The sequence below is a fragment of the Alteromonas lipotrueae genome, from assembly GCF_019249215.1.
GTDB classification, from domain to species: Bacteria; Pseudomonadota; Gammaproteobacteria; order Enterobacterales; family Alteromonadaceae; genus Alteromonas; species Alteromonas lipotrueae.
Map to the genome: position 1 here is coordinate 294,231 of NZ_JAESDI010000001.1, position 26,489 is coordinate 320,719.

Here is a 26,489-nt window from a genome sequence, read left to right on the forward strand (position 1 = left end):
AATATCGGCACAAAAAATAAAACTTTAAATTTAAGTGTATTGGCAAAGTGGACTGTATTGAGTTAACGACACTAAGCATTAATATCAGATATCATGTTTTTCACACGGGTTTCATTTGCGTCTTCTAAAAGTAATGAATCTATCTGTATATTTCCTCTGCACACCTTACCTCTATTTCCAATATTATCGCATGCTAAGCTAGAAGCTAGAACGCCTTTACGAGGGATAGCAATATACCTTGCATATTCTATATATTCTTCAACCCATGAGAGAGATTCAAGTAATGGTGCTAAGTAGCGTTGCTTTTGAATTGCACTGCTGTTCGTGAACTCATATTTAGGCAAGAACATGAACACATCTTCTTGATTACAGAGAAAACCTGGCACAAAATGTTGCTTAGCAGTGTGCACAAAAGGTCTATCTCCAGCTTCAAATGAAGGAATATCTAGCGCATTCGGCGAATACCAAATATAAATGCTAACCTTACTCTTAAGTTCGAATAATCGTGTAACAACACTTTCTTCAACAAGACTGAAGGTTCCAACGAGGCTGTTTATTTCGCTACCAATATTGCTCAATAAACTATCCAGAGCAGTTACCTTGCGCCTAAAATGTATATGATAAGCATCACATTCACTACTTTTTGGGGTCTTAGCTAACGATAGTGCCGAGTCAATTGTTTCCACTAATTTCTTATCTGTCTCTTCAATATCTAGGCTGAAAGTTTTATCTCCAGATGTTATCCACGCTTTTATAAACACAGATTCTCTTAAAAATACGCAAGAGCTGGTAGTATCGAATGCCGAAGCATCGCCGATGTAGCTAATTGATACTTTCTCTAATGTATCTAGCCATTGCAAACGCGCTTCATCAAGCGCCGTCAAACTATCCGTTGTGGAGGATAATTTGCTGAAGACTGCATTGGCATAGTTGATAGTTCCATACAGCAAATAAAATAAGAGTGATTTCTTCATTTGATACGACTCGAATATCATCTCCTTTTGAACCTTAATAAACTCATCTGCTTCGTCATTTGATGAGAAGGGTACTTTTACTTTTTCCATGAAGATAGAAAGCTCGTCTTTCAGTGCATCAACATCGAATCTCGCATTAAATAGAGAGGGATATTCATCAGGTTTTTCAATTGGTTGAAACGCATTATTTTTTATAACATCTAGTGCAGCATCTCTTTGACTAGATGATGCAGAAATTAATACCATATCTAAAGGTAAAGGCGTTGCACCGGCTATTTTTGCACCATCGCTGCAGTTGAAACATGTAAGCCCATTTTGCGCTAAGGACTGCTCGATGATCGTTTTGGAAAGTTTAAACTCGTACTTCGTGAACACAGTGGCTCTGAAATTACCAGGCACAACAATTGATGTATTATTGCTGGCCTCATAGTCATAAACCTCTTTACCGTTGACATAGTAGGAAGATTCTTTCGAGTGGTGTTTAGTCTTGTCATAAAAGCCTAAATCTACGCCAAATAAGTAAATCTGATCCATCCCAATTTTTGAAAACAGATTGATAGCTAAATTTGATACCGTCGGGAATGCGAAACGTAACTCTTCATAGTTAGCCCGTCCTAAAACTTCTAAGGCTGAAACGGTGGACGACTCGCCATCTTTAAATGCTATATAAACATCGTTGAAAAGGTCACAAGTGTCAGGGTGAATACCATTAACTGAGATTAAGTTTATTTGTTTGAGATAATTAAAATCATCGACTCGACTACACCAATCAAAGGTAGAGCGATTTTGCTCAATTTCAGCATGAAAATCTGGCGTAATATCGTGTTTATACAATGCTGAAAGCGCAGTTCCGCAAGAGACAACAATTGCATTCTCTCGGTACTCCAAAATGGTTTCTATCGCCGAATCTAAAGACGGGCCATTCCCTACGATAAAAACAGGAACTTCTTTGTTTTCAAAAGATAAATATTGCGCAGGCTTATTACGCAGAAGTGGAAAGCCTCTTTTTAATGCCTCAGTAGTGTGAGAGATACCATACCTTGCATGGTCAAAATATTCCCCCATAGAAATAACGACCTGAAGTTGTTCCCTCAATTGAGCAATTGCCGACACTAATGCTGAATTGTAATAGCTCTGATAGAAATAGGTATTCGCAAGTATATAGGGGCCAATAGAATAAAACTGATTTAGCAAATCTTTAAATAAATTAGTGCCATCGTCACCGATGTTAATGTACAAACGCCCTTCTTTTTCATCAATACCAGATAAAATTTCATCCCACTTTATGGCAAATAAAGATGCGTAAAAAAAATCTTTATTAGGTTCGCATACAAATAACTTTTCTACGTCGTGATTATTGAACAAACGCTCTATTTGGTAACCCACTCCAACGCCAAAAAGAATCATGGACTTCAGCGTATCTGGCAATTGTCCTTCATCTTGCTCTACTTGTTTTAAGAGCGATTCTGTTTTATTGACAAATTGATAGTGGATATATTTCTTAAGCTTTTTCCCTTTATAGCCAAGTATTAGTCCGTCTTTATTCGGCTGATCACTAAAACTGTCAAAATTTAGCGCGCATTCCTGTTTGGGTGATTCTCCATACCAAGAAACAAGGGAGTCCTTCTTCACTAAATTGATTTCACCATTGCTGTCTTCTACAGGCAACCATGTTTGCGGTTCGTAATGACTAAAACTGTTAAAAATATCGGGAAAATATTTTTTGAAGGCAGCGAGGTTACTTTTCAGTCTACCTTGTGCTTCTGCACTAGGATCCTGGTAATTTTCTAATTGTATTGATTGCGTCCAAGGTGGCACGTATTCTGTTGGACTTCTTAGTTTATATGAAGTAATACCAGTACTCTTAAGCCGAGCCCAACCGCCCTGAATACATGTTTTTTCTATGGTATCGAAAATAGGAGAATTGTAATGTTTGTATAAATAAAATCCCCCTATGTCGAAATGCTGTCTAAGCTCTTCAATATCGCTAACAATATTTCGGCCATCTTTTTCGAGTTGAAAAAATAACCGCGTACCTTTGTCGTTAGCTTCTGCCAAAACGTCGTTCCATTTTGAGCAAAATACCGAGCATTTGAAATATTGTGCTTCAGGCTCGTAAATAACTAAGTTGGTTATAGAGTGTTTTTTTATTAACTCAACAATATGGAAGCCTAATCCAACCCCTAACACTACAAGAGTATCTATGGTCTCGGGTAAGGCACTTCGTTGTATATAATGTTGATATGAAAAAGTATTCGCTAAAGATCCCTCTAAACTTTCATTAGTTTCGACCTCTGCCGGATTAGTTTCATCGCATTGCTTAAGGTCGACAAAAATCGAGTGGGTACTATTTACCAAATATTGTTTACTGATTTCCGCTTCAGGATCTAGCCCATAAAGCGTTCGCCCGATGCCATAGTCGACTAAGTTAAACTGCCCGTTTTTGTTGCAGATAATAGAAATATTGTCATTGTTTATTTTTTGTATATTAGCTATTAGTGACGGTATAAATTGTCTAAAAGCAAACAGGTTTTTCTTATACTGTCGATCGATTAGCTCGGCGGTATACTTTTCGATTTGCGCTTGTTTCTCTTCATCTTTAAAAATATGCAATCGAACATTTTTAAGCATTTTTGGCGATTATCCTTTGTAGAATTTTGAGGTATGGCCTACTCAAAGTCAGCCAAAAATGAAGAAAAGCGTTTCTTTTGCAACCAGTCTTCTTTGTGAAGTTCAAATAGATGTAAATCATACCACTCGTCGTTTTTATAAATATGTGATTGATATACACCTACATCTCGATAAGCATGTAACCTGTGTAACTTCATTACTTTTTCGTTATTGCTCAAAACTTCAGCTGTAATTTTGTTAATATTTTCACTCGCAAAAACATAGTTGTAGAAATAAGGAGGGATTAATCCGCCTAACTGTTTTAAATTTGGATCTCCAATATAAAACCCCCAACTACATCTTTTGTGTTCTACGCTAATTTCAGATTGATTAAGCACACCAATAGACTGATGGTTGTACTCAATAATCCAATACCCACTTTTACGATCAGACTGAATGGCTTGGAACCATTTCTTTTGCTGTTCAAGATCATAGCTCACGTCACTTAGCATAAACTTATTCACATCATCGCTTGTTCGCCATTTTAAAATAATAGCTAAATCATCGGGAGTTATATGGCGAAACTTAAACACTAAAGTACCTTTTATAGAGAACGTTGTTTTTTAAACCTTGGGCTAAATTGCACATTATCATCGAAGATAAACTTAGCGGGTACTTGGAAGTTTTCTAGGTGCGCTTTACAAAAGCGTTTAATCGCCGCCTTGAGCTCTTTTTTATTTTCATGCAGTGATCCTTCGGTGCTATCAACCAGCCTAATTTTGCTATATACCACATTACCCAACAGAGCATTTGGTTCGCCATACACTTCAGCTTCAGCGATATAGTCAAGTTGTTGTAATACACTTTCTACTTCCGCAGGGTATACCTTTTGACCACCAACATTGATTATTTCTGAGTCTCGCCCTAGCACCTTGATATATTCACCATTCACCTCGACCTTATCGCCGGTATGAAACCACCCATCAGGGGTATAAGGGCTAGGCGCATTCAAATAACCTAACATACCCGAATATGCCTTCACCTCTAAAATATTATCGGTGGTTATTCTCGTCTGGAAACCTTCCCCTCCTACTTTCATCCAAAGTGAAGATGACGACTTAGATTTAGAGCGTAAGATGCCAATCTCGGATAGGCCGTAGGTTTGGAGCAATTTGATGTCAGGAAATAACTGATTAAACCTAAGTAAAACTGATTCAGGCATGGGTTCGGTGCCGTATGTAACAGTACTTAATGAGCTAAGATCGTAACGCTTGTAGGCTTCACTAATGAGGATTAAGTTGATAAAGGTTGGTGATGTAGGTAGGAGTTCGGCTCTAAACTTGTCAACGGCTTCAAGAACGGTGTCAGGTTTACGATCTGTTACGGTAATAACGCATCCGGCGTTAGACAAGGTATACAATAAAGTATTAACCCCACCTATATGGTCATACAACAAAAAAGTGATTGCACGTAATGCATGCCGGCCGACTTTAAACTTTTCGAGTAACTTTGCCATGTCATGAACAGCAGCTTTACTTTTGCCTGTCGACCCAGATGAAAATAACACAAGACCCGGTATTTTTTGCCCGCGTAAGTCAGCTATGAGTTCATGAGAAGCCTTCGTTGATAACGTATCGATTTCATACTCATCGTTATCTTTAATTGTCACCACAACTTCGACCTGTGCAGTTTCAATAAACTCATCCCTCTTATGCGCTACAGAGGTAGTGGTTGGAACTAATATAGTGGCTCTTTCAATAAGTGCCAGCAGTAACGCCACCGAGCTTGGAGAATAGTCAGCGTCTACCATCACCACAGTCCCTTCGGTAACGCCATAGTTGGCTAAAACATCTTGCCAAAACTGCGTTTTTTCTAGGAGCCATCCGTATGAATATGCCTGATCTCGCCAAACAATAGCATCGCTATTCTTATTCTTTTCAAATATTTCCAGAAAAAAATCAATAAACATCAGGCTCCCCCTAAATATAAAATTTGTCCTGTAATGAAACTGCTTTCTGGTTTGATATAAAAATCGATGACATTAGACACATCCGCCATTTCGCCGAATCTCTTTATACTCTGCTTTTCGAGCAGTTTATTTAACTTATCATCAGGAACATTTTTAATTAGATCCGTTTGAATTGGCGTTGGGCCAATGGCGTTCACAGTAACGCCAAATTCTGAAAATTCTTTCGCCAATGTTTGTGTCAGGCTTTCTACAGCAGATTTTGACGCGGCATAAATGGCTTCGCCTTCTAAAGCAAAAGGCACGGCAACTGTAGAGAAGTTAACAATTCGCCCATATTGATTTTTACGCATTAGCTTGACCGCTTCGCGGCAAAATAAGAAACTCGCAAATACATTAGTTGAGAAAATTTTCTCTACCGTAGATAGGGGCGTCAACATCGCGTGATTCATAGCCGCTATGCCAGCATTGTTGATAAGTACATCGAGCCGCTTATGACGCTTACGAATTGACGAGAAAAGAGATTTGACGTCAATTTCACTTGCCACATCTAAACTAAAATGTTGGTAATTTTGGTGTTCAATTGATAATTCCGAACGGCTACACCCAATAACAATATGACCTGCATTTAAATAGTAATGAGTTAGGTATAACCCTATTCCCCTGCTTGATCCGGTTATCAAAATGACTTGTTGAGTATGTGACGTATCCATTACTGTTCATTCAACGCATTAGTTAAATACGTCGCCAGCGTATCAATCGTTTTAAATGGGCTATTTTTTTGAGACAACGCTTTTTCATTCGCAATGACATATTCAACCTCTAACTCATCTTCAAGCAACTCCTCAAGTGTCAGAAGAAGGTTAACCAAATCAACGGAGTCTAATAGACTAGCAGAGCCATACAGCGCTGTGTTTTCGTCTTTCACTACTTGTTCACCTTCCCGAGTAGCATTAAGCTCATCGATTGCAGAATAAATTAACGCGATAATTTGCTGATTAGTGATCATTAGTTTATTTTTCCAACGAAGTTACTAGTTTGGTAAGGGTACTGATAATATTATCGGCACCATTAATGGTGGCTTGAGACATATTGGCCTTTATCATGTCCATTAGCTTCTCGTCATTGTGCCATACTTTACACGCCTGTCTCACAAACTCATCAATATCAAACTCTTCTCTAACATCAAAAATTTGAGCCCTACCTTGACGCTGACTTTGCAGACTGGCTTGTTGCTGGTTCTGAGCAACCACTAACAATAATGCCGGCGTATAAGTTGCCTGTAATTCGTATTGTGTGGAACCTGCGGCAGAGATAACCATACGAGAATTCAGAAATAGATTTGAAACCAATTGAGCGTTATGCCAATGACGAATACGGGGATTGCTAACAGAGAATTGATCAACGTCTTTAACATACTGGAATGCACTTCCCGTGATGATATTGATTGGCGTGTTATCGAGTGTTTCGCTGAATTTAACCGCCAGTTGAAGGGATATATTAGCAGTATCTGCACCACCTAGAATAATGGTTAACGCTTCTCTATTGCTTAATGACGAGGCTAGATTTAATTGATAGGGCTGAAGCAAAAATTCTGAACGTAAAATACGATAGTTTTCACCCAAACAACAATAAGCCTGAGGTTCAGTCACTGAGTACTCTAGCTGCTCCGCATGACTATTTTGATTAATGATGCAATCTGCATAGAGCATGCCTGAATCATTGTTATCATCAATGATCGCAAAAATCTTGTTTTCACTTTTTAAGAACTGCGAAAGCTGATAACGATAAGACGTATCAAACTGATAGCCATCTATTAGTAAACAATCGACGTGTTCATCTCGGCAAAACGTGGCTATTGTATCAAGCTCTTTGCTATTGCTTTGGATCGGAAAAATATCTCCCACCCAATCACTCCTGCTTTGCGCTAGGGAAGAAGAAATATCGCTCATCAAAAATGAGACACGAATCTTTTGAGCATGTGCAAATTGGCTTAGCGCTAAACAACGCATTAAATGCCCTAACCCAATTTGACTATTTCCTTCAACTCGAAAGGCTATGTGCATTAGAGGTTAACTCAAATGCTCTTCAAAAATAGCATCTCCAGGTTCGAGGTTGACGCTAGCTATGTTTGAAAGAACCCGTTTATAGTGCTTCGGCGCTAGGCCTATGGCGGGGCGGACGATTTGAGTATTATCTTTGGTAAATGCTTCACCAGCTTTTATGGGCTTGGTAACAAAAATAGAGCGTCTATAGTATTTCGATTTTTCTTCCGCCTTTGTTCCCCCATAAACTATGGTGCCTAGGGCTTGGTGAGCTAAACCAACGCTATCAACAAGTGCTTTAAATTCTTGTGGCTCCAATGAAAAATCAGCGTCTACACCACCCGCATGTCTGTCTAGCACAAAGTGCTTTTCAATAACGCATGCGCCTAATGCAACTGAGACAACTGAAACACCTATCCCTTGGGTGTGGTCAGATAATCCCACCATACATCCAAACTTTTCAGCCATGTCTGTCAAGGTCACCAAATTGCTATTTTCAGGTTTTGCAGGGTATGTACTTGTACATTTCAGTAAAACAATTTCACTTGCACCAGCTGACTTCGCCGTGTTTACAGCTTCATAGATTTCCGCTTCCGACGCCATCCCGGTAGACATAATCATAGGTTTTCCAGTGCTCGCTACCTTTTCTATCAAAGGTAGATCAGTCAACTCGAAAGACGCAATTTTATAGGCTGGAACATCGAGTGTTTCTAGAAAATCGACAGCACCTTCATCAAAAGGCGAACTAAACGCGATTAAACCCAATTCCTGCGCATAATCAAATAATGCTTTGTGCCACTCGTATGGCGTACTAGCCTGTTGATAAAGCTCATGTAGATGCCTTTTATACCAAAGAGAATTTTCCTCCATAATGCGGAAATTATCGGAGTCGATATTCAACGTCATAGTATCAGCGGTATAAGTCTGCAATTTAACTGCGTCTACGCCTGCTTGTGCTGCAGCTTTTATCATCGCCTTAGCTAAGTCAAAATCTTGGTTATGGTTACCTGATAGCTCAGCAATGATAAAGGGGGGATCTGAAGGTGATATTTGTCTATTTGCAATTTTCATATCTATGATCACGTTTCTCTTTCAAATTTGTCCGCTTCTTGGCCGTAAGCGTTAAACATTAGTTCCGCCCGTTCCCAATCTTCGAAGGTATCGATATCTTGCACTAAATGCCGAGGAAGAATGATGGGATAGCTATGATGAGAAAACATAGATTTTTGACCACTAAGGTAATCTTGCGTTCTTCCCCAGTAGAACTGGCCTGCATCATGGTACGCCTCGGGTAAATCCTGTGAGCGCTTAGACATGTTGCCCGGAAACATCACCTCAACACCTTTTTCGGAGACGGTGATCGCGCGCTGTATAGGAAAAGCAAAGCTTGTCGCTGAAAATGCAAACGCTTTGGATTTATCATTGAGCAACGTTGTTAACCCCTGCTGTATAAACTTCGGCTTCAAAAAAGGCGCCGTAGCATAAATACAGCAAGCAAACTCGTAGTTATAACCTAAACCTTCCATCGCTTTGATACCGTGGCGAGTGACAGCCGTTGTCCCCACAAAATCATCGGAAAGCGCTTCAGGGCGAATAAAAGGAACTTCAGCACCATACTCTACCGCAATCGCGGCAACCGACTCTGAGTCTGTGCTTACTATGACTTTATCAAAACAATTGGATGCCAACGCCGCTTGAATAGAATAAGCAATGAGTGGTTTTCCAGAAAATAACCGAATATTTTTTTTCGGAATTCTTTTGCTACCTCCCCTAGCAGGTATTATTGCGAGGTTCACAGTATCGCCTCATGAAGTTGTCTGACGACCTCATCTTGTTGCTCTGATGTCAGGCTAGGGAATAGCGGCAATGTGACAGCCCTTTTATAATAACTTTCGGCATTGGGGAACATTTTTGGCACAAAGCCTAACCGTTGATAGTAAGGTTGTAAGTGGATTGGGATATAGTGAACATTCACCCCTATTCCCCGTTCTCTTAATAGATTAAATACCGATGTGCGTTGTTTATCTGACACTTCAATCATGTATAGATGCCATGCACTCTTGGCATCGAGAATAGGCCTTACTATTGGTAGCCCCTCTAATAGCTCATCATAACGTTTAGCAAGCGTAAAACGTGATAACACAAAATCATCTAAATGTTTGAGCTGGGAACGCCCAAGAGCAGCATGTATATCACTTAGCCGATAATTAAATCCCAGTTCAAATTGGGCATAATACCAAGGCTCTCCTTTGTGGTTATCATCAAAAAGCGTGTTGTCTCGACAGATACCATGGCTAATATAACGCCTAAGTAGGGTCGCGGTGGCTTCATCATTGGTTAAAACCATTCCACCTTCAGCGCTGGTGATAGACTTCACTGGATGAAAGCTAAACACAGTCATCGCAGAATACTTGCAAAGGCCAACCTTATTTCCATATTGATCGGCACCACCCAATGCGTGGGCTGCATCTTCAATTAGCACAATACCGTACTGCGTTGTTAATGACGATATTGCAGCCATGTCACAACTACTTCCCGCAAAATGAACAACCACTATTGCTTTGGGAAGTTTGTTTACGGCTACAGCAAGTTGTAGTTTTTCGAAAAGCTTTGCTACACAAAGGTTTCTAGTTTTAGGATCGATATCGATAAAATCAATATCGGCACCGCAATAGCGGGCACAGTTTGCTGAGGCTACGAATGAGTTTGGTACTGTCCAAACCAGATCGCCAGTTGTTATCCCCGCGGCAAGGCATGCAGCATGAAGACCAGACGTACCACTATTGCACGCAACCGCAAAATTGGCCCCAGTGTAATCACATACCGCTTTCTCAAACAGAGGAACTTGCTCACCTTGAGTTAAAAAGCCTTCTTTTAAAACTTCACTAACGGCAGTGATGTCCTCGGGGAAAATTTTATGCCTTCCGTAAGGGATCATGAAGTGGCCTTGTCCAAGTTCCTCAGCTCATCAATTGATAATAAATGTGAATTTGTTCCCGAATGATATTCAAATTTATCTTCGGCCGCGACGCCCTTCTCACCCAGTTTATTATTGTAGTAGTCCAGACTTTTATCAAAGAATGTAATAGCAGGAGCTATAACAAAATGATCGCTAAATTCTACTGTATGATGGGCCATCTCTTCGGGAACCATTATTTCGTGAAGCTTCTCACCGGGGCGAATCCCAATGACCTTATAATCCTTTTTCCCGCTCATCGCTTCGACTAAATCAGTTATTCTTACCGACGGTATTTTAGGAACAAATATCTCCCCGCCTTGCATACGGGAGAAGCTTTTAACGACAAATTCAACCCCTTCGTCGAGGGTTATCCAAAAGCGCGTCATCTCTGGGTGGGTTACCGGAAGTGAGTCACAGCCTTCTTCCAATAACTTACGATAAAAAGGCACGACTGAGCCACGAGATCCGACTACGTTGCCATATCGAACAACAGAGAAACGAGGACCTACGGCGCCAGAGATATTATTGGCCGCAACGAAAAGCTTATCCGATGCTAATTTAGTAGCGCCATAAAGGTTTACTGGGTTAGCAGCTTTATCTGTCGACAAAGCAACAACACGAGATACGTTATTCGCAATTGATGCATCAATAACGTTTTGTGCGCCGTTAATATTTGTTTTTATACACTCATTTGGATTGTATTCAGCGGCAGGAACTTGTTTAAGCGCGGCAGCATGCACAACATAGTCTACGTCTTTCATAGCTGTGATTAGACGTTCTTTATCTCTCACATCACCAATAAAGTAACGCATACAGGATTGCGAGAAACGTTGCTGCATTTCGAATTGCTTTAACTCATCGCGAGAGTATATGATTATTTTTTTAGGGGAATAGTTTTCTAATAGATAACTAACGAATTGATTACCGAACGAACCTGTGCCGCCGGTAATTAGAATTGATTTATTATTGAAATCTATCATAAAGGGGCTCTCACTAGTTTATGTGGCATGACTTAACTGAGTCGCCTTTTCACTTCTAACTCACCTACCCCCATCTTGACTGCACAAAATACTAAACGTTTATTTGTATTTTTTTACGGCAGACCTGCTACGAACAAATCGAGTTATGTCATCTTTGGCTTCTTCAAGCAAGCTCTGCGCCATCTCTTTTAGTCTATTATTAACATCAAGCTCGAGATTTGCAAATTCTTGTTTATTCTCAGGTGCTAAGGTTTCCAAGTGTTCTTTAATTACGGAGTCCCGCCGTACTAACAGCGCCTTGAGTTCGGAAAAATCAGATTCTGAAGAACTTTCGAATTGCGCCGCTATTTGCTCGTTTATTTCACGCAGCGCAATTGGTGTTTGAGAATGGTCTAAATCGTTTTTATTCACACAGCTTGTCGTTTCTGACGCTGAGCTTCAAAGGCCTCTTGCTTTGCAGTTTCAGGAATTTGTACCCACGCGTCTCGAATAGGTGTTAATAGGCTAGACACTTCATCAAGTAACTTCAAGTCGTTATTTACATGTGCATCATTTAAACGCTGAATCATGTAGTCATATAGATTAAACATGTTCTGCGCTACTTCACCGCCAATTTCGATGTCTAACGTATCTCGTAAGTGCATGAGGATAGCACTTGTCTTAGAGATAAAATCTGCTTTGGTGATAAGATCTTTTCTTTCCATTGCACCTTTGGCGTAGGCGATACGATCCAACGCGCCCTGAAGCAGCATGAGTGTCAACTTATGCGGATCCGCAGACGCTATATCTTGTTTTAAGTTACCTTTGCGGTAAGCGTTAATGCCTTTAAGTGCCATAATATCTCCGAAAACTTCTTAGCCTAGCGACGCAAGTAATGCTGAACTAGTCTGGTTTAGCTGAGCAACAGTTTGGTCTAAATTCAGATACTTATCACGAAGAATTTCTTCATAGCTAAGCATTCTCATTTCCAACGTCTCTCGCTCGTCGTACAAATCATCTCTATCATCTTTGGCTGACCGTTCGCGTAAACTAATCAACCCGCTGTATGAGGTGTATTGATTGGCAAATTCATAAAGCCTAACCGCAACACCTTCATCATCATCAGTAAATAGCGTTGCTATTTCATCAAAATTGTCTTCAAGAGCATCTGCGAGACGATCTTCGCCTGACCCCAACCCATAGTCGGTGGTGCCAATTTCTAATTTACCATCGTCATCAAATTCAATACCTAATTGGAACAGGCCGCCAAGTTCAGATGCGCTATTGCTGTCACCCACAATGCTGGCTAAACCCGATTGAATACCACGAAGTAGCGAATCTCCCGCCAATGCGCCATCATCTTCTAGTTCCGACTCACCGTATTTAGTTAACAGGCCTATTTCGTCAATCAAACTATTATAGTTATCTACGAAATCACGAATTTTTTTATCGAGGCCTTCTTTGTCGTAACCAATCTCTAATTTTGTAGAAAGGAATTCGCCTACAGCGTCTTTGGGCGAAATTTCATTAACTTCAAAAGACACGTTTTGAATCGTATTTTCAAACTCATTCGATTCACTTTCAACCGCGATACCGTCTATATAGGCAATCGCATTTTGTGCAGATTCGATGTTCGCAGGGTCGATGCTACCTGTGCCTCCAGTAGTGGAAAGCCTATCCAACTCAGCGTTACCATTATCATTGGTAATAACTAAGTCGTTACCAGTCCCCGTTTCGCTAGAACTAAACACCAAACGAGGGCCAGCAGCTGTGCCGGTATCGATAATGTTGGCAGTTACACCGAAGTTATCATCTGCGTTATTAATTTTTTCTCTGAGCGCTGTTAATGAGGTACCCGCAGTGATATCAATCGTGAAGCTGTCGCTTCCGCCTACATCAAACGTAAGAGAGCCAGTACCCGATGTGAGTACTGGATCAGAACTGGCGGTAAATGCCCCATCGTCAGTAGTAATTCGGCTTCCCTGCGCGAGCTGTTCTACAACAATATCGTAGGAACCACGAAGTGCAGAATTAGATGCTTCTGCAGAAAGTACGTCATCGTCTTCGGAAGGATTAGTAATCGTCGGTTCACGACCATTGATGTCGTTATCGCTACGCAGGTCATCAACCGCGTCTTTAAAATCAGAAAATTTGGATTTTATCTGACCTAACCCTGAGATTTCCGCTTCAATCTGTTCTTCTTTCGCATTCAACCGATCTTCTTTCGGCTGACGTTCAGCGGTAAGAAGCTGTTGAACTAGGTCGTCAAGTGCTAAACCTGAACCTACACCTAATGATTGAATTGTCATACTTTACCTCGTTAAACACGGTTGTTAGACGCGATTGTTAATAAACACCCCAACACTGTCACCTACGTCTTGCTGCAAATCTTGAATGCGTTCAGCAAGCGCTAATACTTCTTCAGAGGGTATTTGTCTTATTACATCACCAGACTCAGAATCTTTTACCGTAACAACCGAGCGCTTAGTTTCGTCATCAATAGAAAACGCCAAATTCCTATTTTGCGTTTGCAAGAATGATTCAACTTCTTGAACTGCATTCTCTAGCGAGACTTGATTCTCTTTTACTGACTCTTTATCGGCTAACGCGTTAGAACCTTGAGCCAAATTTTGCACATTAGACACATCATTTTTAAGTGCGGTATTTGTTCCACTACGGTTCGCTTGCTGTTGACCCGTATTGTCGCTTCCACTGTCGTTTTCCGCTTTAGCTGAGCTTTCATTTGGCGCCACTTTAGAAACAGGTACGGATGTAGATACTGATGCAAAAGCCTGACCAGTTTGATTATTTACAATTTCCACTTATTTCACCCCCCTTTTGAAACGACAAAACGGGCCCTTGCAAGTAAGCAAGCACCCGTTACATTCCAACTAAGGTATTAAATTATAGCTTACCCGAGCAAAGATAGCGCAGTTTGAGGGCGCTGATTTGCTTGACTTAGTACAGAAATAGATGCCTGCTGAATAATCTGATTACGTGTTAACTCTGCAGTTTCAGATGCAAAATCTGTATCACGAATCTGAGAACGTGCAGATGACAGGTTCTCACTGATATTGCTTAAGTTACGAATAGTTGACTGGAAACGGTTTTGAAGCGCACCCAGGTCAGCTCGAACCGCCCCAATACCTGATATCGCTGCGTCTACATCAGACAGAAGTGCTGAGGCACCTTTGGCTGTGGCGACACTCTCGCTGGTAATACCTAACCCAGTGGCACTAAAGCCACTGATAGAACCAAGGTTAGTTGAAGATAAGTTCACAGAAATGGTTTGGCCTGCGTTTGCACCTACTAAGAACTTAGCAGAGAAGTTGCCGTCCAAAATTTTCACACTTCCGAATTGCGTATCTGTCGCAATGCGTGAAATTTCAGTTCTAAGCGCTGATACTTCTTTTTGAAGTGCCAAGCGGTCAGCTGAAGAGTTAATTCCATTCTGCGATTGTACCGCTAGTTGGCGAATACGCTGCAAGCTAGATGTTACTTCGCTAAGCGCCCCTTCAGCAGTTTGTGACAATGAGATAGCATCGTTTGCGTTACGAACAGCTTGGTTTAACCCTTCAACTTGAGACGTTAGACGGTCAGAAATTTGAAGACCAGCAGCATCATCAGCCGCACTGTTGATACGAAACCCAGATGACAATCTTTCAAACGACGTGTTCAACTTATCACTTACGTCAAAAAGCTGACGTTGAGCGTTCAATGAAGACACATTAGTATTTACAAATAAAGACATTAGATTACCTCCTAGGGATTCAATGACGCCTGTGCTATCATTAAACCCTTCCAGTTCAAATTAGCAGGGTCACTACTCCCGACTAACTTCCTCTTGCAAAGTAAATTACATTACCCCTCAACAATAGGTATCGGCCAAGTCTTTAGCTTCTTTAGTTTTTTTTTGCTTTTTTTTGAAAAAAAGTTAAATTTAAATATAACTATCTGATTATTAAGTATTAAAAATTATAATTTTTTTGTGTCTTTTATCTTTTCAGCCACTCAAAAGACACGAATACTAATCTATTTGTGGTAAATCGATGCGCATTCTGACTAACAATTTTTACTTTTAAGGGTATCGCGGCATCATTAGGTCTAACAATGATTCGTAAATTTGACACATTAAGTGAATGCACTTGGCATGGAAGGTGCATTTATATTTGTGAACCATTAATTTTGCTCAAGTTAATGATTTCAGTTTGGCAGGGTGTTTTGGCTTAGAATAAAAAAAAGGCCGAGACATTAAATCTCGGCCAATCTGCTCACGTTAGGAGATTGAGCAAATACTGTTTCAGTCGGCTGGCAGGGTTTTAGTAGGATAAACTGGCCTCTCAACCAACACTTCTACACTCTCAGTCCTGTTAGTCGGCGCTTTCTCAAAGGGGGCGGCCTTAAATGGCCGCCATTCCTTCATTAGGGGATGGCCTCTCAACTCCTTCCCAATTAAAACGCCTTATATACTCCCTACCCTAGTAGTGACAATGCCGCTTGTGGACGCTGGTTTGCCTGGGCAAGAATAGTGGTACTTGCTTGCTGAAGAATCTGGTTACGGCTCAACTCTGCCGTTTCGGTGGCAAAATCTGTATCTTTGATTCGTGATCTTGCCGCAGATACATTCTCAGAAATATTACTTAGGTTTCTGATGGTAGATTGGAAGCGATTTTGAAGCGCACCTAGGTCTGCACGTAAACCACCTATTGCAGATATTGCTGAGTCTACCGACCCAAGTAGTGCTGAAGCATTAGTTTCTGTTAATACGTTATTGTTTCCACCCGTTATCCCCAAACCTGTTGCACTAAATCCGTTAATACCTGCACGGTTCAACGCTTGTGAAGATAAGTTAACAGAAATGGTTTGCCCAGCGTTGGCGCCCACTAAGAAGCGAGCTGAAAATGCGCCAGTTAGTACGTCTACACCAGCAAACTGAGTGGTAGTCGCAATACGTGATATTTCTGTGCGAAGCGCTGACACTTCTTTTTGAAGCGCTAATCTATCCGCAGAAGAGTTAATACCATTTTGCGATTGGATAGCAAGAGTACGAATTCGCTGCAGTGACGTCGTTGTTTCTTGCATTGCACCTTCAGCGGTTTGCGATAATGAAATCGCATCGTTTGCATTACGTACCGCTTGGTTTAGACCTTGAACTTGCGAGGTCATACGGTCAGTAATTTGCAGGCCTGCAGCATCATCAGCGGCACTGTTAATTCTAAAGCCAGATGATAAACGTTCAAATGCCGTATCTAAATTATTGCCTGTTGAAAACAACTGGCGCTGCGCATTAAGCGATGACACATTAGTATTTACGAATAGACTCATGAGAGGTCTCCTAACAGTTTAAGTTTTGCGCTATTGATTTTATTATTTGCGCGAGTTAATTAAATATTTTGGCATAGCTTGTGCTTCACATAATTGTCAGGATTTTTATTCTGACGCTTTAGCGGGTCACTCCCGGTGAAGCTTGTTACATAGAGAAGAAAACTTCTCTTTTGCTGACTGTCGGGTTTGTTGTTCCAGACCTCAAACCTCTCACTACCTCCTGGCTTCATTCTCGCCAGTCAGCAGCCCAATCAGCAAACTTAACTCTTTATCGACTTACCTCACCATTTCCTTTAGAACTTTATGAAAATGATTTTTCTGATTTTAAGCTATTGATCTCCTGACAATATCTAAAACCAAGCAGTCAATTAACACTCATTAAAACACCATAAACATATTGCTTTTATTATTCGTTATAGGCTTTAAAGAGAGGAAGTAATGTTTACCTTCCCTTTGTTATAGTTATCGTACCGGCAAGCCATTTACTTTAGGTTTTTTTGATCTTTTTGAAAAAGCCTTTTAGTTCAATAATTTAATTCGCAGAAATAAAAAAAGGCCGATTGAAAAATCGGCCTTTTTGAATTTAAATCACTGTGGAACAGCTGAGGTTAAAGGTTCACTACCTCCTGGCCCCATTCTCTCACTATTAACGACTTGGCGTTATTAACCTAGAAGCTGTAGTGCTGCTTGTGGACGCTGATTCGCCTGAGACAACACGGTAGTGCTCGCCTGCTGTAGAATCTGGTTACGGGTCAAGTTAGCAGTCTCTGTTGCAAAATCAGTATCTTTGATTTGCGAGCGTGCCGCAGATACGTTTTCAGAGATGTTACTTAGGTTACGAATCGTTGACTGGAAACGGTTTTGAAGCGCACCTAGGTCAGCGCGAAGTCCACCTACCGCTGAAATAGCCGTATCTACGCTAGCTAACATACTTGATGCGTTTTCACTGGTAAGTACGTTATTAGTGCCACCTGTAATTCCCAAGCCTGTCGCACTGAAACCGTTAACACCAGCATTTGCCAATGGTTGCGTTGAGAGGTTTACAGAAATCGTTTGGCCAGCGTTTGCACCTACTAAGAATTTAGCAGAGAAGTCACCTGATAATATATTTACACCAGCGAATTGCGTCGTTGTTGAAATACGCGATATTTCAGTTCTAAGTGCTGACACCTCTTTTTGAAGTGCTACACGGTCAGCTGAACTGTTGATACCGTTTTGTGATTGAATTGCTAGTGTACGAATACGTTGAAGAGAAGTCGTCGTTTCTGACAACGCACCTTCAGCAGTTTGCGATAGTGAAATCGCATCATTAGCGTTACGTACCGCTTGGTTAAGACCTTGAACTTGTGAAGTCATTCGGTCGGTGATTTGTAGACCTGCGGCGTCATCTGCAGCACTGTTTATACGGAAACCCGAAGACAGGCGCTCAAAAGACGTACCCAAAGAATTGCTTACATCATACAATTGACGCTGAGCATTCAATGAGGAAACATTGGTATTGACGAACATAGACATAAAGTCTCTCCTACACTCTCAGTCCAGCGTGAGCTGGCTGCCGGGGATCCGGCTATTACAATTTTAATAGTCACCAATACCTGAGGGGTAATGATGAACTGGCTCTCTCAGTGTTTGTATCGACATATCAGCAGTTCCCTTTAGAATTATTTACAAAATTTGCCGTTGTGCGGTATAAAATTGCCGTTTACGATTACATAACAGTCGGTTTTTAAAAGGGTATTAGCGTGAATATAAATTTGAAGATTAACGCGGTTGAGCAAATTTCATCGGAAGGTGAGCACTGCGCATTCACTGATTTAATCGAAAATCCCTTCGACAATAGTCGTAAATCACTACTTTGCTGCTATCGACGAGGCGTTAACCATATAAGCCCAGATGGCGTTGTAATTGTCTGCAAAGTGAATGTTGATTCGGGGGCAAAAACTTATCAGCGACTGACACTACCCTCTTGGGATTTACGCGATCCAAAATTTTGTTTTGATGGACGAAAGTTAATCATCACAGCCTACGCTAAGCACAAAGACGCAAATACGGGTGCGATAACCACTAAAATGGTGAGTTACTTTTCTACCACCGGGGATTCTTGGTCAAGCCCCCACTTTTTTGGGCACTCGGGTTGGTGGCTGTGGCGGGTAACGTGGAACAAGGATAAAGCTTACGGTTTTGCCTATAATCGTAAAAATCAAAGAATTGATTTGTATGCAGGCGACCCACGCAAACAACTTTACCTTCAAAAGAAAGGCGCTATTTCTTTTGAGAAACACACATTTGGCTACCCGAATGAAAGCCATATATTGTTTGATGATGCTGATAAAGCGACGGCGATTGTGCGCCGCGACGCAGATAGCTTCAGCGCCAAACTAGGTTTCTCCTCCCCGCCCTATACCAATTGGATATGGCACGACTTGAAACACTACGTAGGTGGACCGGTAATGTTATCTCTTACAGACAATATGTATATGGTTGCAGGCAGAAACTGGGATGGGAGAAATCTGACAACGGCAATTTGGTTACTTTCATCGACTGATTATTCGCTGAAACTTCTGATTACCTTACCTAGTAAAGGGGACAATAGTTACCCGGGCTTGGTATGGCAAGGCGACACGTTATATGTCTCTTATTACTCAGATCATATCGATAACAAAACCCGAGTATACCTTGCCACATTGTCAGGGATGAATGGCCTATTAAATGAAGTTGAACAGGGATAAGTTAGACACTTGCGGAAAAGTAGCTAATGCCGCATTGAGTGCCGTTTCTTGTTTGGCAAATTCCGTAGAGGCCTCTGCATAATCAACATCTTGGATTGATGAACGGGATGCCTTTGCCGCAATTTCCATATCAAGGTTACTTTCGTAAGTAGATTCAGCGATGTTTAGACGGCTACCGATTGACGCACGTTCTAAAGATATTTTTTCTAACCCATTATCTAACCCAACTAATGTGTCGGCAATAGCCTCTTGCAGCGCACTATCATCAATGGTGCTATCCATGAGTATGGTTTGAATTTCGTGAAGCGATTGGGCCATACTTTTTTTCTCCGGCGCATCCAAAGAAAAGTTAATGGTATCACCAACGGCAGCGGAAGCTTCAAACTGCATGCCTTTGATAGTAAATGGGCTACCGGAAGTATAACCAACTGTTCCCACAATAGCGCCAGTGCCAGTATTAGTTAGCTGTGCTTCACCCGATGCCAAAAACTCTACTTCATAGTTGTTATTAGCACTGGTCACTGGGTCATAATTGTTGTTGAAGAAGGTATCAAACGTGCCTTGTTCTTTAACTACTGTGTTTTGTAAATCAGCAACTGTACTGCCGGCTACTGAGAAATCAAAACGGGATAGTACGTTCTCAAAAACTTCATAACCGTTACTCGTAGATTGTATTTTTGAGCTAGACGATAGCTGAATAAAACTTACGCCTGCATCACCTGAAAATGTGATGGCATTCCCTGTTGATGCGGGGTTGTAGGTAAAGGCTTGGTTTGCAGACTGGTAGCCTGCATACATGTAATTCCCATCGGCGTCTTGCGTATTCATCAAGTCGAAGATTTCCAACTTAATTTGTTCTAACTCAGCCCCGATAGCGCGTTTATCAGGATCATCAAGAATACCCGAGCCTGCTTGAACGACTAGTGTCCTAGCACGGTTAATCGAATTGGTAATATTCGTTAGCACTGCTTCTTGCTGTTCTAGAGAACCTGTTACCAAATCATTATTTCGTTGAAATTGCGTCAGCCCATCAAGCTCTTCGGTCAAGCGCAGTACTTTTGCAGCGCCCACAGGATCGTCTGCCGGCGTAATGATCCGCTTTCCCGTCGCTAACTGCTCCTGCGTTTTAACCAAATCTTGTTGATTTTCCATAATGGAGCGAATGCTTTGGTCGTAAACTTGACTCGTCGATATACGCATAATGTGTTACCTCGCCGCACTTAGAATAGTATCGAACAACTCCTGCGCTGTGCTCAATATTCTTGCTGCGGCAGAATAAGACTGCTGAAACTTAATCAGGTTTGCCGCTTCTTCATCTAGGCTCACCCCAGATACTGACTCAAACCAATTTTCCGATTGTGTTTTCATTGCTTCTGCTGAAGTCAAAGAAATGTCAGCCATGGCTGCATCTTCACCAATTCGCCCTACCATAGATGCATAGGCATCTTGAAAAGTACGTTGCTGATTGGTTGATTCACTGCTCACTTGCACTAGGTTCTCGTTCTGCAACGATGCGATTTCAAGTGCATTACTGTTGTCGTTAAAGCCATCAGTGTTGTAACTAATAGAAAAACTATCACCCGCTTTAGGTACGCCATCTAAACTAATGTCGTAACCCGGGTAGTCATTTAGTGATGAAAATGCTGCAGGCCAAGCAGGGCCGCTGCCACTACTTTCAGCCTGTGCTAATAAGTTACTTAAATTGGTCGCACCGGTCACATTGGTGATTACATTTGGCGGCGTTTCCCCATCAAGTACTTGATAGCTATCTTCTGCGGTAAAGACAATTTGAGCTGGCGCGCCAAACGTGCCACTGGGTGAACTGGCTAAATCATGTATTCCACCTGCGCCATCAAATGCAGATTGCTCAGTTCCGCCGCCGACTTCAGTGTTGGTGATTGTTACCCCGCTCACATTGGCGCTACCTAAATTCGTGGCATCCGCTTGGGCTCTTACTGGCGCCGCGAACGCGAGATCTTCAGGTCTGTTTGTGGCTAGCTCAATGGATGATGCAATAGTTTTGGTAGGTTGCATCAAAAACTCATCCCCTACCGCATAGGTTGAAGCTCCACCAAACTCTACTTCAATACCGCCAGGTAATTCATTAAACCCAGTAGTGACAGTGTAATTAGAAAAGACAATATCATTCCCAGAGCCGTCTTTTTGAGGTGTTCCGTCAGGATTTAAAAACGTAATTTCTATTTCGCTAGGAACCCCTGCCGCTACTGCCGTCACCTCAATTTGATAATCGGCGTCAGTAAGTTCAGCACTTTTGCCTGCAATAAGCTGACCGACAACCTGATAGTCTCCGTTGGTATCTTGTGTTTCCAATCCCCTAAAAGTAGGAATGTCGAAAATATTGCTGCCCAACTGACCGTCTAAATCCATACCTAGCTTGTTTTGGGTGTTGACAGCATCGGCAAAAGCAACGGAAAGCTGGCCTACGTCGCGCATGGCAGTACCAAGTACTTCGTTTCTATAACGAAATAGCCCACCTAAGCTGCCGCCTAAGTCACTCTCTACAATACGAACTGTGGTATCGTTTTTAGTTTGAGAACCAAAATCTGTTTCTAACTTTAGTTCTTTGTTGGTTGAGTCTGCACTCGTACTTATTTCAAATAAATTGAACGCGCCGTTATCTAATATAAGAGATTCGCCAGTGGTCAAATTCACGGTGATCGCACCGTTTTGACTTTGACTGTCTTTCACATCGATTGCCATAATAGAGGCAAGCTCTTCAACAGCGGCATCTCGTTTATTCATTAATGCGCTGGGTTCGTCGCTGGTGTTGTTCCCTTTGGCAATCACAATGTTTTTGTTTAGTTCGCCAATTGAGCTAATCAAACTATTGGTTCTATTAACTAAAGACGTGACTTCAAGGTTAAACTCTTCTTCCTTTTCCACCATGTAATCTGAGAGGGTTTTCATACGCTGGTATAGCGACTCTGATTTCCCTAATACCTGTTCACGTGAGGCCAAGTTTGTAGGGTCGTCTGACGCAGTTTGTACCGCTGCAAAGTAATCACTAATACCTTTAGATAGTGAGTTCGCCTCACCAGCCAGAAGGTTATCAATTGCAGAGGTTTTGGAAGAAAAAGCTTCTAGTTCACCCACCGAGGTTATGTCGCGACGAAGCTGGTTTTGCGCAAATACGTTAATAATTCGCTCTGTATTTCCAATTTCAACACCGAATACATCATTGTTAACTAACTCGGTTCGTTCACGTACGTACCCGGGCGTATTTACATTGGCAATATTATTACTGGTCGTTTGTAAAAGCTTACTACTGGCGTTTACACCACTGGTGGCAAGGGAAAATAAATCAACTGCGCTCATATATTAAACCCCTCTTCTTACGGCATTAAGCCGTTAAGCCTATCGCTGTTGTAAACGGCCATTATCTTGTTGGCGTAATTAGGATCCGTAGCATATCCAGCACTTTGTAGCTCGCGAGTATAGCGGTGTGCATCTGAGGCTTGTTCCACCGCATGCTGATAACGGGGCTGAGTAGTGATAAAGCGACCGTAGTCATCAACCGCCTCCTCTAATGACGCATAAGAACGAAATGCAGCTTTTTGCTTTTGTGGAATGCCGCTATTAAATTCAAGTGTATCGACAACCGCTTGCTCGCCTTCCCACTGCGAATTCGCTTTAATACCAAAAAGATTGTGCGAGCTTTCGCCGTCGGCATTGTGAATAACAAACTTACCCCAACCTGTTTCAACCGCGGCCTGCGCGATAATGGCTTTAGCATCCATACCGTATTTGTCAGCCACTTGTTCAGCATAGGGGCGTAAGGTTTCAACAAAATCTTCAGGGCTATCGAACATGCTATCTTTTGCGGCCGATTTCACTCCTTTAGACTCGGAAGCCAGCACGGTTTCTTGGGCTTGCTCTATAGCGATAACACGGTCGCGGTTCAGCGAATTCAAGTTGCCGTCACTACGAATCACACTGGCTGGTAAATAGCTGTCTTCAGATTGGCCCATTTGTTTGACGATAATGTCAGCCAAGCCCATGCCGCCCCCCGCCGTTAAATCGGTTGCAAGCTGTTGGTCGTGCATATCGCGATAAAATTTAACTTGTTGAGAATTGAACGGGCTGTCTTCATCAGCCAGGGCATCTTGCGCTTTACGCATCGACTTCAGCATCATTTGCACAAATATGGCTTCAAATTGTTCTGCCGCTTCTTGCAATACACTTTCATCACCCGAAGCAATAGCCTCGCGCATTTTATTAATACTGCCAAGGTCGTGGACATTACGTGCCATATCGAGCTGATTTTTTGAGCTGAATGCTTCCATTAGATAATCACCAATTCACCGTGAAGCGCACCGGCCTGCCTTAAAGCTTCTAAGATAGCCATTAAATCGCCAGGTGCAGCCCCCACCTCATTAACGGCCCGCACTAGCTGATCCAGTGTAACGCCAGGTTCAAATGAAAACATGCGGCTATCAGATAAATCCACATCAACAATCGACTGTGTGGTAACTACCGTTTCGCCGTCCGCAAACGCATTGGGTTGAGTAACTTGTTGGTTTTCTGAAATCGTCACAGTTAACCCGCCATGGGTTATAGCGGCAGGTAGTAATCGCACGTCTCGACCAATCACAATGGTGCCTGTGCGGCTATTGATGACAACCCGCGCAGGGGCATCAGCTGGTGTAAATTCGAAATTTTCCAGTGTGGCCAAAAAGCCCACTCGCTGACCAACATCTCTTGGTGCCGATACACGTACCGACGCGGCATCAATGGGCGTAGCGATGGAATAACCTTTTTCTGGCTGTGCACCCAATCGCTCGTTAATCACATCAGCTAAGGCTTTTGCTGTTGAAAAGTCAGGGTAATGCAAGTTCAATGTTAATGAGTCGCCATTGGCAAAACCGCTAGGGACGGTTTGCTCTACCATAGCGCCGTTAGGAATACGGCCTACGGTCGGCGTATTCACCACAATTCGCGAACCATCGCCGCCTTGTGCGCCAAAGCCACTTACTACCAAACTACCTTGCGCAACTGCATACACTTTGCCATCTACACCGCGAAGAAATGTCTGTAACAGCGTACCGCCTTGCAAGCTACTCGCTTCGCCTACTGACGACACAGTAATATCAATGGTTTGTCCTGGTTTAGTAAAAGCCGGCAGTTCTGCGTGTACAGCCACGGCTGCAACATTCTTAATTTTAGGTTTGGTGTTGGAATCTAAACTTATGCCGAAGTTACTTAGCATGGTACGAAAGCTTTGCTCAGTGAAAGGGCTTTGCTCACCGGTGCCGGGTAAGCCTACCACTAGGCCATAGCCTACTAATTGGTTGCTTCTCACCCCTTGGATACTTGCTAAGTCTTTAATGCGTTGTGCATTGGTATTGCCTGACAATACCAATGTAAATGCGATAATAACTACTGAAAACAAACGCATAATGATTCTCCTAGCCCCGCTTAAAGCGGCCACCATGATGATGTGAAAAACTTCGTAAGCCAGCCTTTCTCTTGCGCACTGGCAAAAGAGCCCGTTCCGCTGTATTGAATTCTGGCATTCGCTATTTTTGTCGATAGCACTTCATTTTCGGGGCTAATATCAGATAAGCGAATGATGCCCGTCAAACGGATGTATTCGTCGCCATGATTTAAGGTAAGCCACTTTTCACCGCGAATGACCAAATTGTCATTGGGTAGCACTTCAACTACGGTGACAGAGATATTTCCCGATAAACTGTTACTTTGGTTTGTCGCTGCATCCCCTGCAAAGTCGTTTGACGAACTTACGCCAAGCTGAACCGATTGCCCGCCAATATTTAACGCCTGGCCACCTAATCCAGTGATCGTGTCTAAATCTACCGTGGTATCTTTTGATGTCGACGTGCCAGCAGATTTACTCGCGTTAGTATTTTCACTTAACGTGATAGTAATAATGTCGCCAACCCGTCTAGCCGTCATATCTGAATACAAGCTATTGGCCATGTAAGAGCGGAACAGCGAACCATCTTCTACAATCTTCTCACGAGGATAATCAGGTACCACTGGAGCAAACGACGGGTCGTTTGCTTGAACCGGTGGCTGGTTAGTGCTTGCACAACCTGCCAATATTGCCACTGAAAGGAAGAGTCCGATAATTCGCATAACATTACTCACTAAAGTTGCTGAATGACTTGTCCAAGCATCTGATCCACAGATGAAATCACTTTCGAGTTCATCTCGTACAAACGTTGACTTTCAATCAAATTAACCAGCTCTTCGGTCACATTCACGTTAGAGGTTTCTAACGTACCTTGTGCAATCGTGCCTATACCTTGAAGGCCTGGTACACCTTGAATGGGCGCGCCACTTGATGCGGTTTCAACGTATAGGTTCTGCCCAATAGGTTGTAGACCCGTAGGGTTAATGAAGTCTGATAAGTTCATTTGCCCAAGTACTTGCGGCTCTGCTTGACCACGAATTGACACGCTAATTTCACCGTCTTGTGAAATCGTGATTTGCTGCGCATCTTCCGGAATAGCCACTTCAGGTTGGAGTAAAAAACCCGCGCCAGAAGTCACTATCTGACCTTGGTCGTTCATTGAAAACTGACCATTTCTTGAGTAGGCAATGGTGCCGTCAGGCTGCAAAATCTCAAAGTAGCCTCGCCCCTGAATAGACATATCTAACGCATTATCTGTGGTTAGCAAGTTGCCTTGGGTATGTGCTTTTTGTGTTGATACTACCTTTGAACCAGAACCTAACATAAGGCCAGAAGGTAATTCGGTATCAGCTGATGAGCGGCCACCAGGTTGGTTTATATTCTGATAAAGCAAGTCTTCAAAAATTGCTCTGTCTTTTTTAAAACCTACCGTTGATGCGTTAGCCAGGTTGTTCGATACCACCGCCACATCTGTTTGTGCGGCATCAAGACCTGTTTTACTTATCCACAATGCTGGGTGCATGGCGA

Annotated in this window: 24 protein-coding genes; 1 reads left to right on the plus strand and 23 read right to left on the minus strand. The window is 42.2% G+C overall.

The window, feature by feature from the left end; all coding sequences use genetic code 11:
- Positions 1 to 71: 71 nt before the first annotated feature.
- From JKP82_RS01295 to JKP82_RS01375, 17 genes are all read right to left on the minus strand, one after another.
- The gene (locus JKP82_RS01295) at positions 72 to 3,605 is read right to left on the minus strand and encodes a motility associated factor glycosyltransferase family protein (protein ID WP_218395521.1); all 3,534 of its coding nucleotides are present in this window, start codon (positions 3,603 to 3,605) and stop codon (positions 72 to 74) included.
- Positions 3,606 to 3,643: 38 nt separating this feature from the next.
- Positions 3,644 to 4,177: a UDP-4-amino-4,6-dideoxy-N-acetyl-beta-L-altrosamine N-acetyltransferase gene (pseH, locus tag JKP82_RS01300; protein ID WP_159529339.1), complete on the minus strand. Its 534-nt coding sequence runs from the start codon at positions 4,175 to 4,177 to the stop codon at positions 3,644 to 3,646.
- A gap of 11 nt (positions 4,178 to 4,188) precedes the next feature.
- Positions 4,189 to 5,553: an ANL family adenylate-forming protein gene (locus JKP82_RS01305; protein ID WP_218395522.1), complete on the minus strand. Its 1,365-nt coding sequence runs from the start codon at positions 5,551 to 5,553 to the stop codon at positions 4,189 to 4,191.
- On the minus strand, positions 5,553 to 6,263 hold the full coding sequence (locus JKP82_RS01310) for an SDR family NAD(P)-dependent oxidoreductase (RefSeq protein ID WP_159529335.1): 711 nt from the start codon (positions 6,261 to 6,263) through the stop codon (positions 5,553 to 5,555). The genes JKP82_RS01305 and JKP82_RS01310 overlap by 1 nt, the downstream gene beginning before the upstream one ends.
- On the minus strand, positions 6,263 to 6,559 hold the full coding sequence (locus JKP82_RS01315; RefSeq protein ID WP_159529333.1) for an acyl carrier protein: 297 nt from the start codon (positions 6,557 to 6,559) through the stop codon (positions 6,263 to 6,265). The genes JKP82_RS01310 and JKP82_RS01315 overlap by 1 nt, the downstream gene beginning before the upstream one ends.
- A gap of 4 nt (positions 6,560 to 6,563) precedes the next feature.
- Positions 6,564 to 7,616: a UDP-2,4-diacetamido-2,4,6-trideoxy-beta-L-altropyranose hydrolase gene (gene pseG, locus JKP82_RS01320; RefSeq protein ID WP_218395524.1), complete on the minus strand. Its 1,053-nt coding sequence runs from the start codon at positions 7,614 to 7,616 to the stop codon at positions 6,564 to 6,566.
- Positions 7,617 to 7,622: 6 nt separating this feature from the next.
- Positions 7,623 to 8,666, minus strand: a complete 1,044-nt coding sequence (gene pseI, locus JKP82_RS01325; protein ID WP_218395525.1) for a pseudaminic acid synthase — start codon at positions 8,664 to 8,666, stop codon at positions 7,623 to 7,625.
- 8 nt (positions 8,667 to 8,674) lie between these two features.
- Positions 8,675 to 9,391 carry a pseudaminic acid cytidylyltransferase gene (pseF, locus tag JKP82_RS01330; RefSeq protein ID WP_218395527.1) on the minus strand — a complete coding sequence of 239 codons (717 nt, stop codon included), beginning with the start codon at positions 9,389 to 9,391 and terminating at the stop codon, positions 8,675 to 8,677.
- Entirely contained in the window at positions 9,388 to 10,533 is a 1,146-nt protein-coding gene (gene pseC / locus JKP82_RS01335; RefSeq protein ID WP_159529325.1) for a UDP-4-amino-4,6-dideoxy-N-acetyl-beta-L-altrosamine transaminase, read from the minus strand. The genes pseF and pseC overlap by 4 nt, the downstream gene beginning before the upstream one ends.
- Complete coding sequence (gene pseB, locus JKP82_RS01340) at positions 10,530 to 11,534, minus strand: UDP-N-acetylglucosamine 4,6-dehydratase (inverting) (RefSeq protein ID WP_159529312.1); 1,005 nt, start codon at positions 11,532 to 11,534, stop codon at positions 10,530 to 10,532. Before pseB ends, pseC begins: the two co-directional genes overlap by 4 nt.
- Before the next feature lie 99 nt (positions 11,535 to 11,633).
- A complete protein-coding gene (locus JKP82_RS01345) occupies positions 11,634 to 11,945 on the minus strand; it encodes a hypothetical protein (protein WP_159529301.1) in 312 nt (103 codons plus the stop codon).
- A complete protein-coding gene (gene fliS, locus JKP82_RS01350; RefSeq protein WP_159529299.1) occupies positions 11,942 to 12,370 on the minus strand; it encodes a flagellar export chaperone FliS in 429 nt (142 codons plus the stop codon). Before fliS ends, JKP82_RS01345 begins: the two co-directional genes overlap by 4 nt.
- 18 nt (positions 12,371 to 12,388) lie before the next feature.
- Positions 12,389 to 13,822 carry a flagellar filament capping protein FliD gene (fliD, locus tag JKP82_RS01355; protein WP_159529297.1) on the minus strand — a complete coding sequence of 478 codons (1,434 nt, stop codon included), beginning with the start codon at positions 13,820 to 13,822 and terminating at the stop codon, positions 12,389 to 12,391.
- A gap of 24 nt (positions 13,823 to 13,846) precedes the next feature.
- Positions 13,847 to 14,335, minus strand: a complete 489-nt coding sequence (locus JKP82_RS20955; RefSeq protein ID WP_159529295.1) for a flagellar protein FlaG — start codon at positions 14,333 to 14,335, stop codon at positions 13,847 to 13,849.
- 89 nt (positions 14,336 to 14,424) lie between these two features.
- Positions 14,425 to 15,264: a flagellin N-terminal helical domain-containing protein gene (locus JKP82_RS01365; protein WP_159529293.1), complete on the minus strand. Its 840-nt coding sequence runs from the start codon at positions 15,262 to 15,264 to the stop codon at positions 14,425 to 14,427.
- Between the two features lie 722 nt (positions 15,265 to 15,986).
- Positions 15,987 to 16,838 (minus strand): flagellin N-terminal helical domain-containing protein, encoded by an 852-nt coding sequence (locus JKP82_RS01370; protein ID WP_159529291.1) that lies wholly within the window; start codon positions 16,836 to 16,838, stop codon positions 15,987 to 15,989.
- Positions 16,839 to 17,501: 663 nt separating this feature from the next.
- The gene (locus JKP82_RS01375) at positions 17,502 to 18,353 is read right to left on the minus strand and encodes a flagellin N-terminal helical domain-containing protein (protein WP_159529289.1); all 852 of its coding nucleotides are present in this window, start codon (positions 18,351 to 18,353) and stop codon (positions 17,502 to 17,504) included.
- Positions 18,354 to 18,580: 227 nt separating this feature from the next.
- On the opposite strand from JKP82_RS01375, the gene JKP82_RS01380 reads away from it, so the two are divergent.
- The gene (locus tag JKP82_RS01380) at positions 18,581 to 19,567 is read left to right on the plus strand and encodes a hypothetical protein (protein ID WP_218395529.1); all 987 of its coding nucleotides are present in this window, start codon (positions 18,581 to 18,583) and stop codon (positions 19,565 to 19,567) included.
- Here the strand turns inward: JKP82_RS01380 and flgL are convergent.
- The 6 genes from flgL to flgG are packed head-to-tail and all read right to left on the minus strand — an operon-like array spanning position 19,544 to position 26,484.
- Complete coding sequence (gene flgL / locus JKP82_RS01385) at positions 19,544 to 20,767, minus strand: flagellar hook-associated protein FlgL (RefSeq protein ID WP_218395531.1); 1,224 nt, start codon at positions 20,765 to 20,767, stop codon at positions 19,544 to 19,546. The genes JKP82_RS01380 and flgL overlap by 24 nt on opposite strands.
- 6 nt (positions 20,768 to 20,773) lie before the next feature.
- Complete coding sequence (gene flgK, locus JKP82_RS01390) at positions 20,774 to 22,903, minus strand: flagellar hook-associated protein FlgK (protein WP_218395532.1); 2,130 nt, start codon at positions 22,901 to 22,903, stop codon at positions 20,774 to 20,776.
- A 17-nt stretch (positions 22,904 to 22,920) separates the two neighbouring features.
- A complete protein-coding gene (gene flgJ / locus JKP82_RS01395) occupies positions 22,921 to 23,871 on the minus strand; it encodes a flagellar assembly peptidoglycan hydrolase FlgJ (RefSeq protein ID WP_159529281.1) in 951 nt (316 codons plus the stop codon).
- Positions 23,871 to 24,983, minus strand: a complete 1,113-nt coding sequence (locus JKP82_RS01400; RefSeq protein ID WP_159529279.1) for a flagellar basal body P-ring protein FlgI — start codon at positions 24,981 to 24,983, stop codon at positions 23,871 to 23,873. Before JKP82_RS01400 ends, flgJ begins: the two co-directional genes overlap by 1 nt.
- A gap of 20 nt (positions 24,984 to 25,003) precedes the next feature.
- Complete coding sequence (gene flgH, locus JKP82_RS01405) at positions 25,004 to 25,684, minus strand: flagellar basal body L-ring protein FlgH (RefSeq protein ID WP_057796302.1); 681 nt, start codon at positions 25,682 to 25,684, stop codon at positions 25,004 to 25,006.
- Positions 25,685 to 25,695: 11 nt separating this feature from the next.
- Positions 25,696 to 26,484, minus strand: coding sequence for a flagellar basal-body rod protein FlgG (flgG, locus tag JKP82_RS01410; RefSeq protein WP_013785145.1), 789 nt, complete (start codon positions 26,482 to 26,484; stop codon positions 25,696 to 25,698).
- Positions 26,485 to 26,489 lie beyond the last annotated feature (5 nt).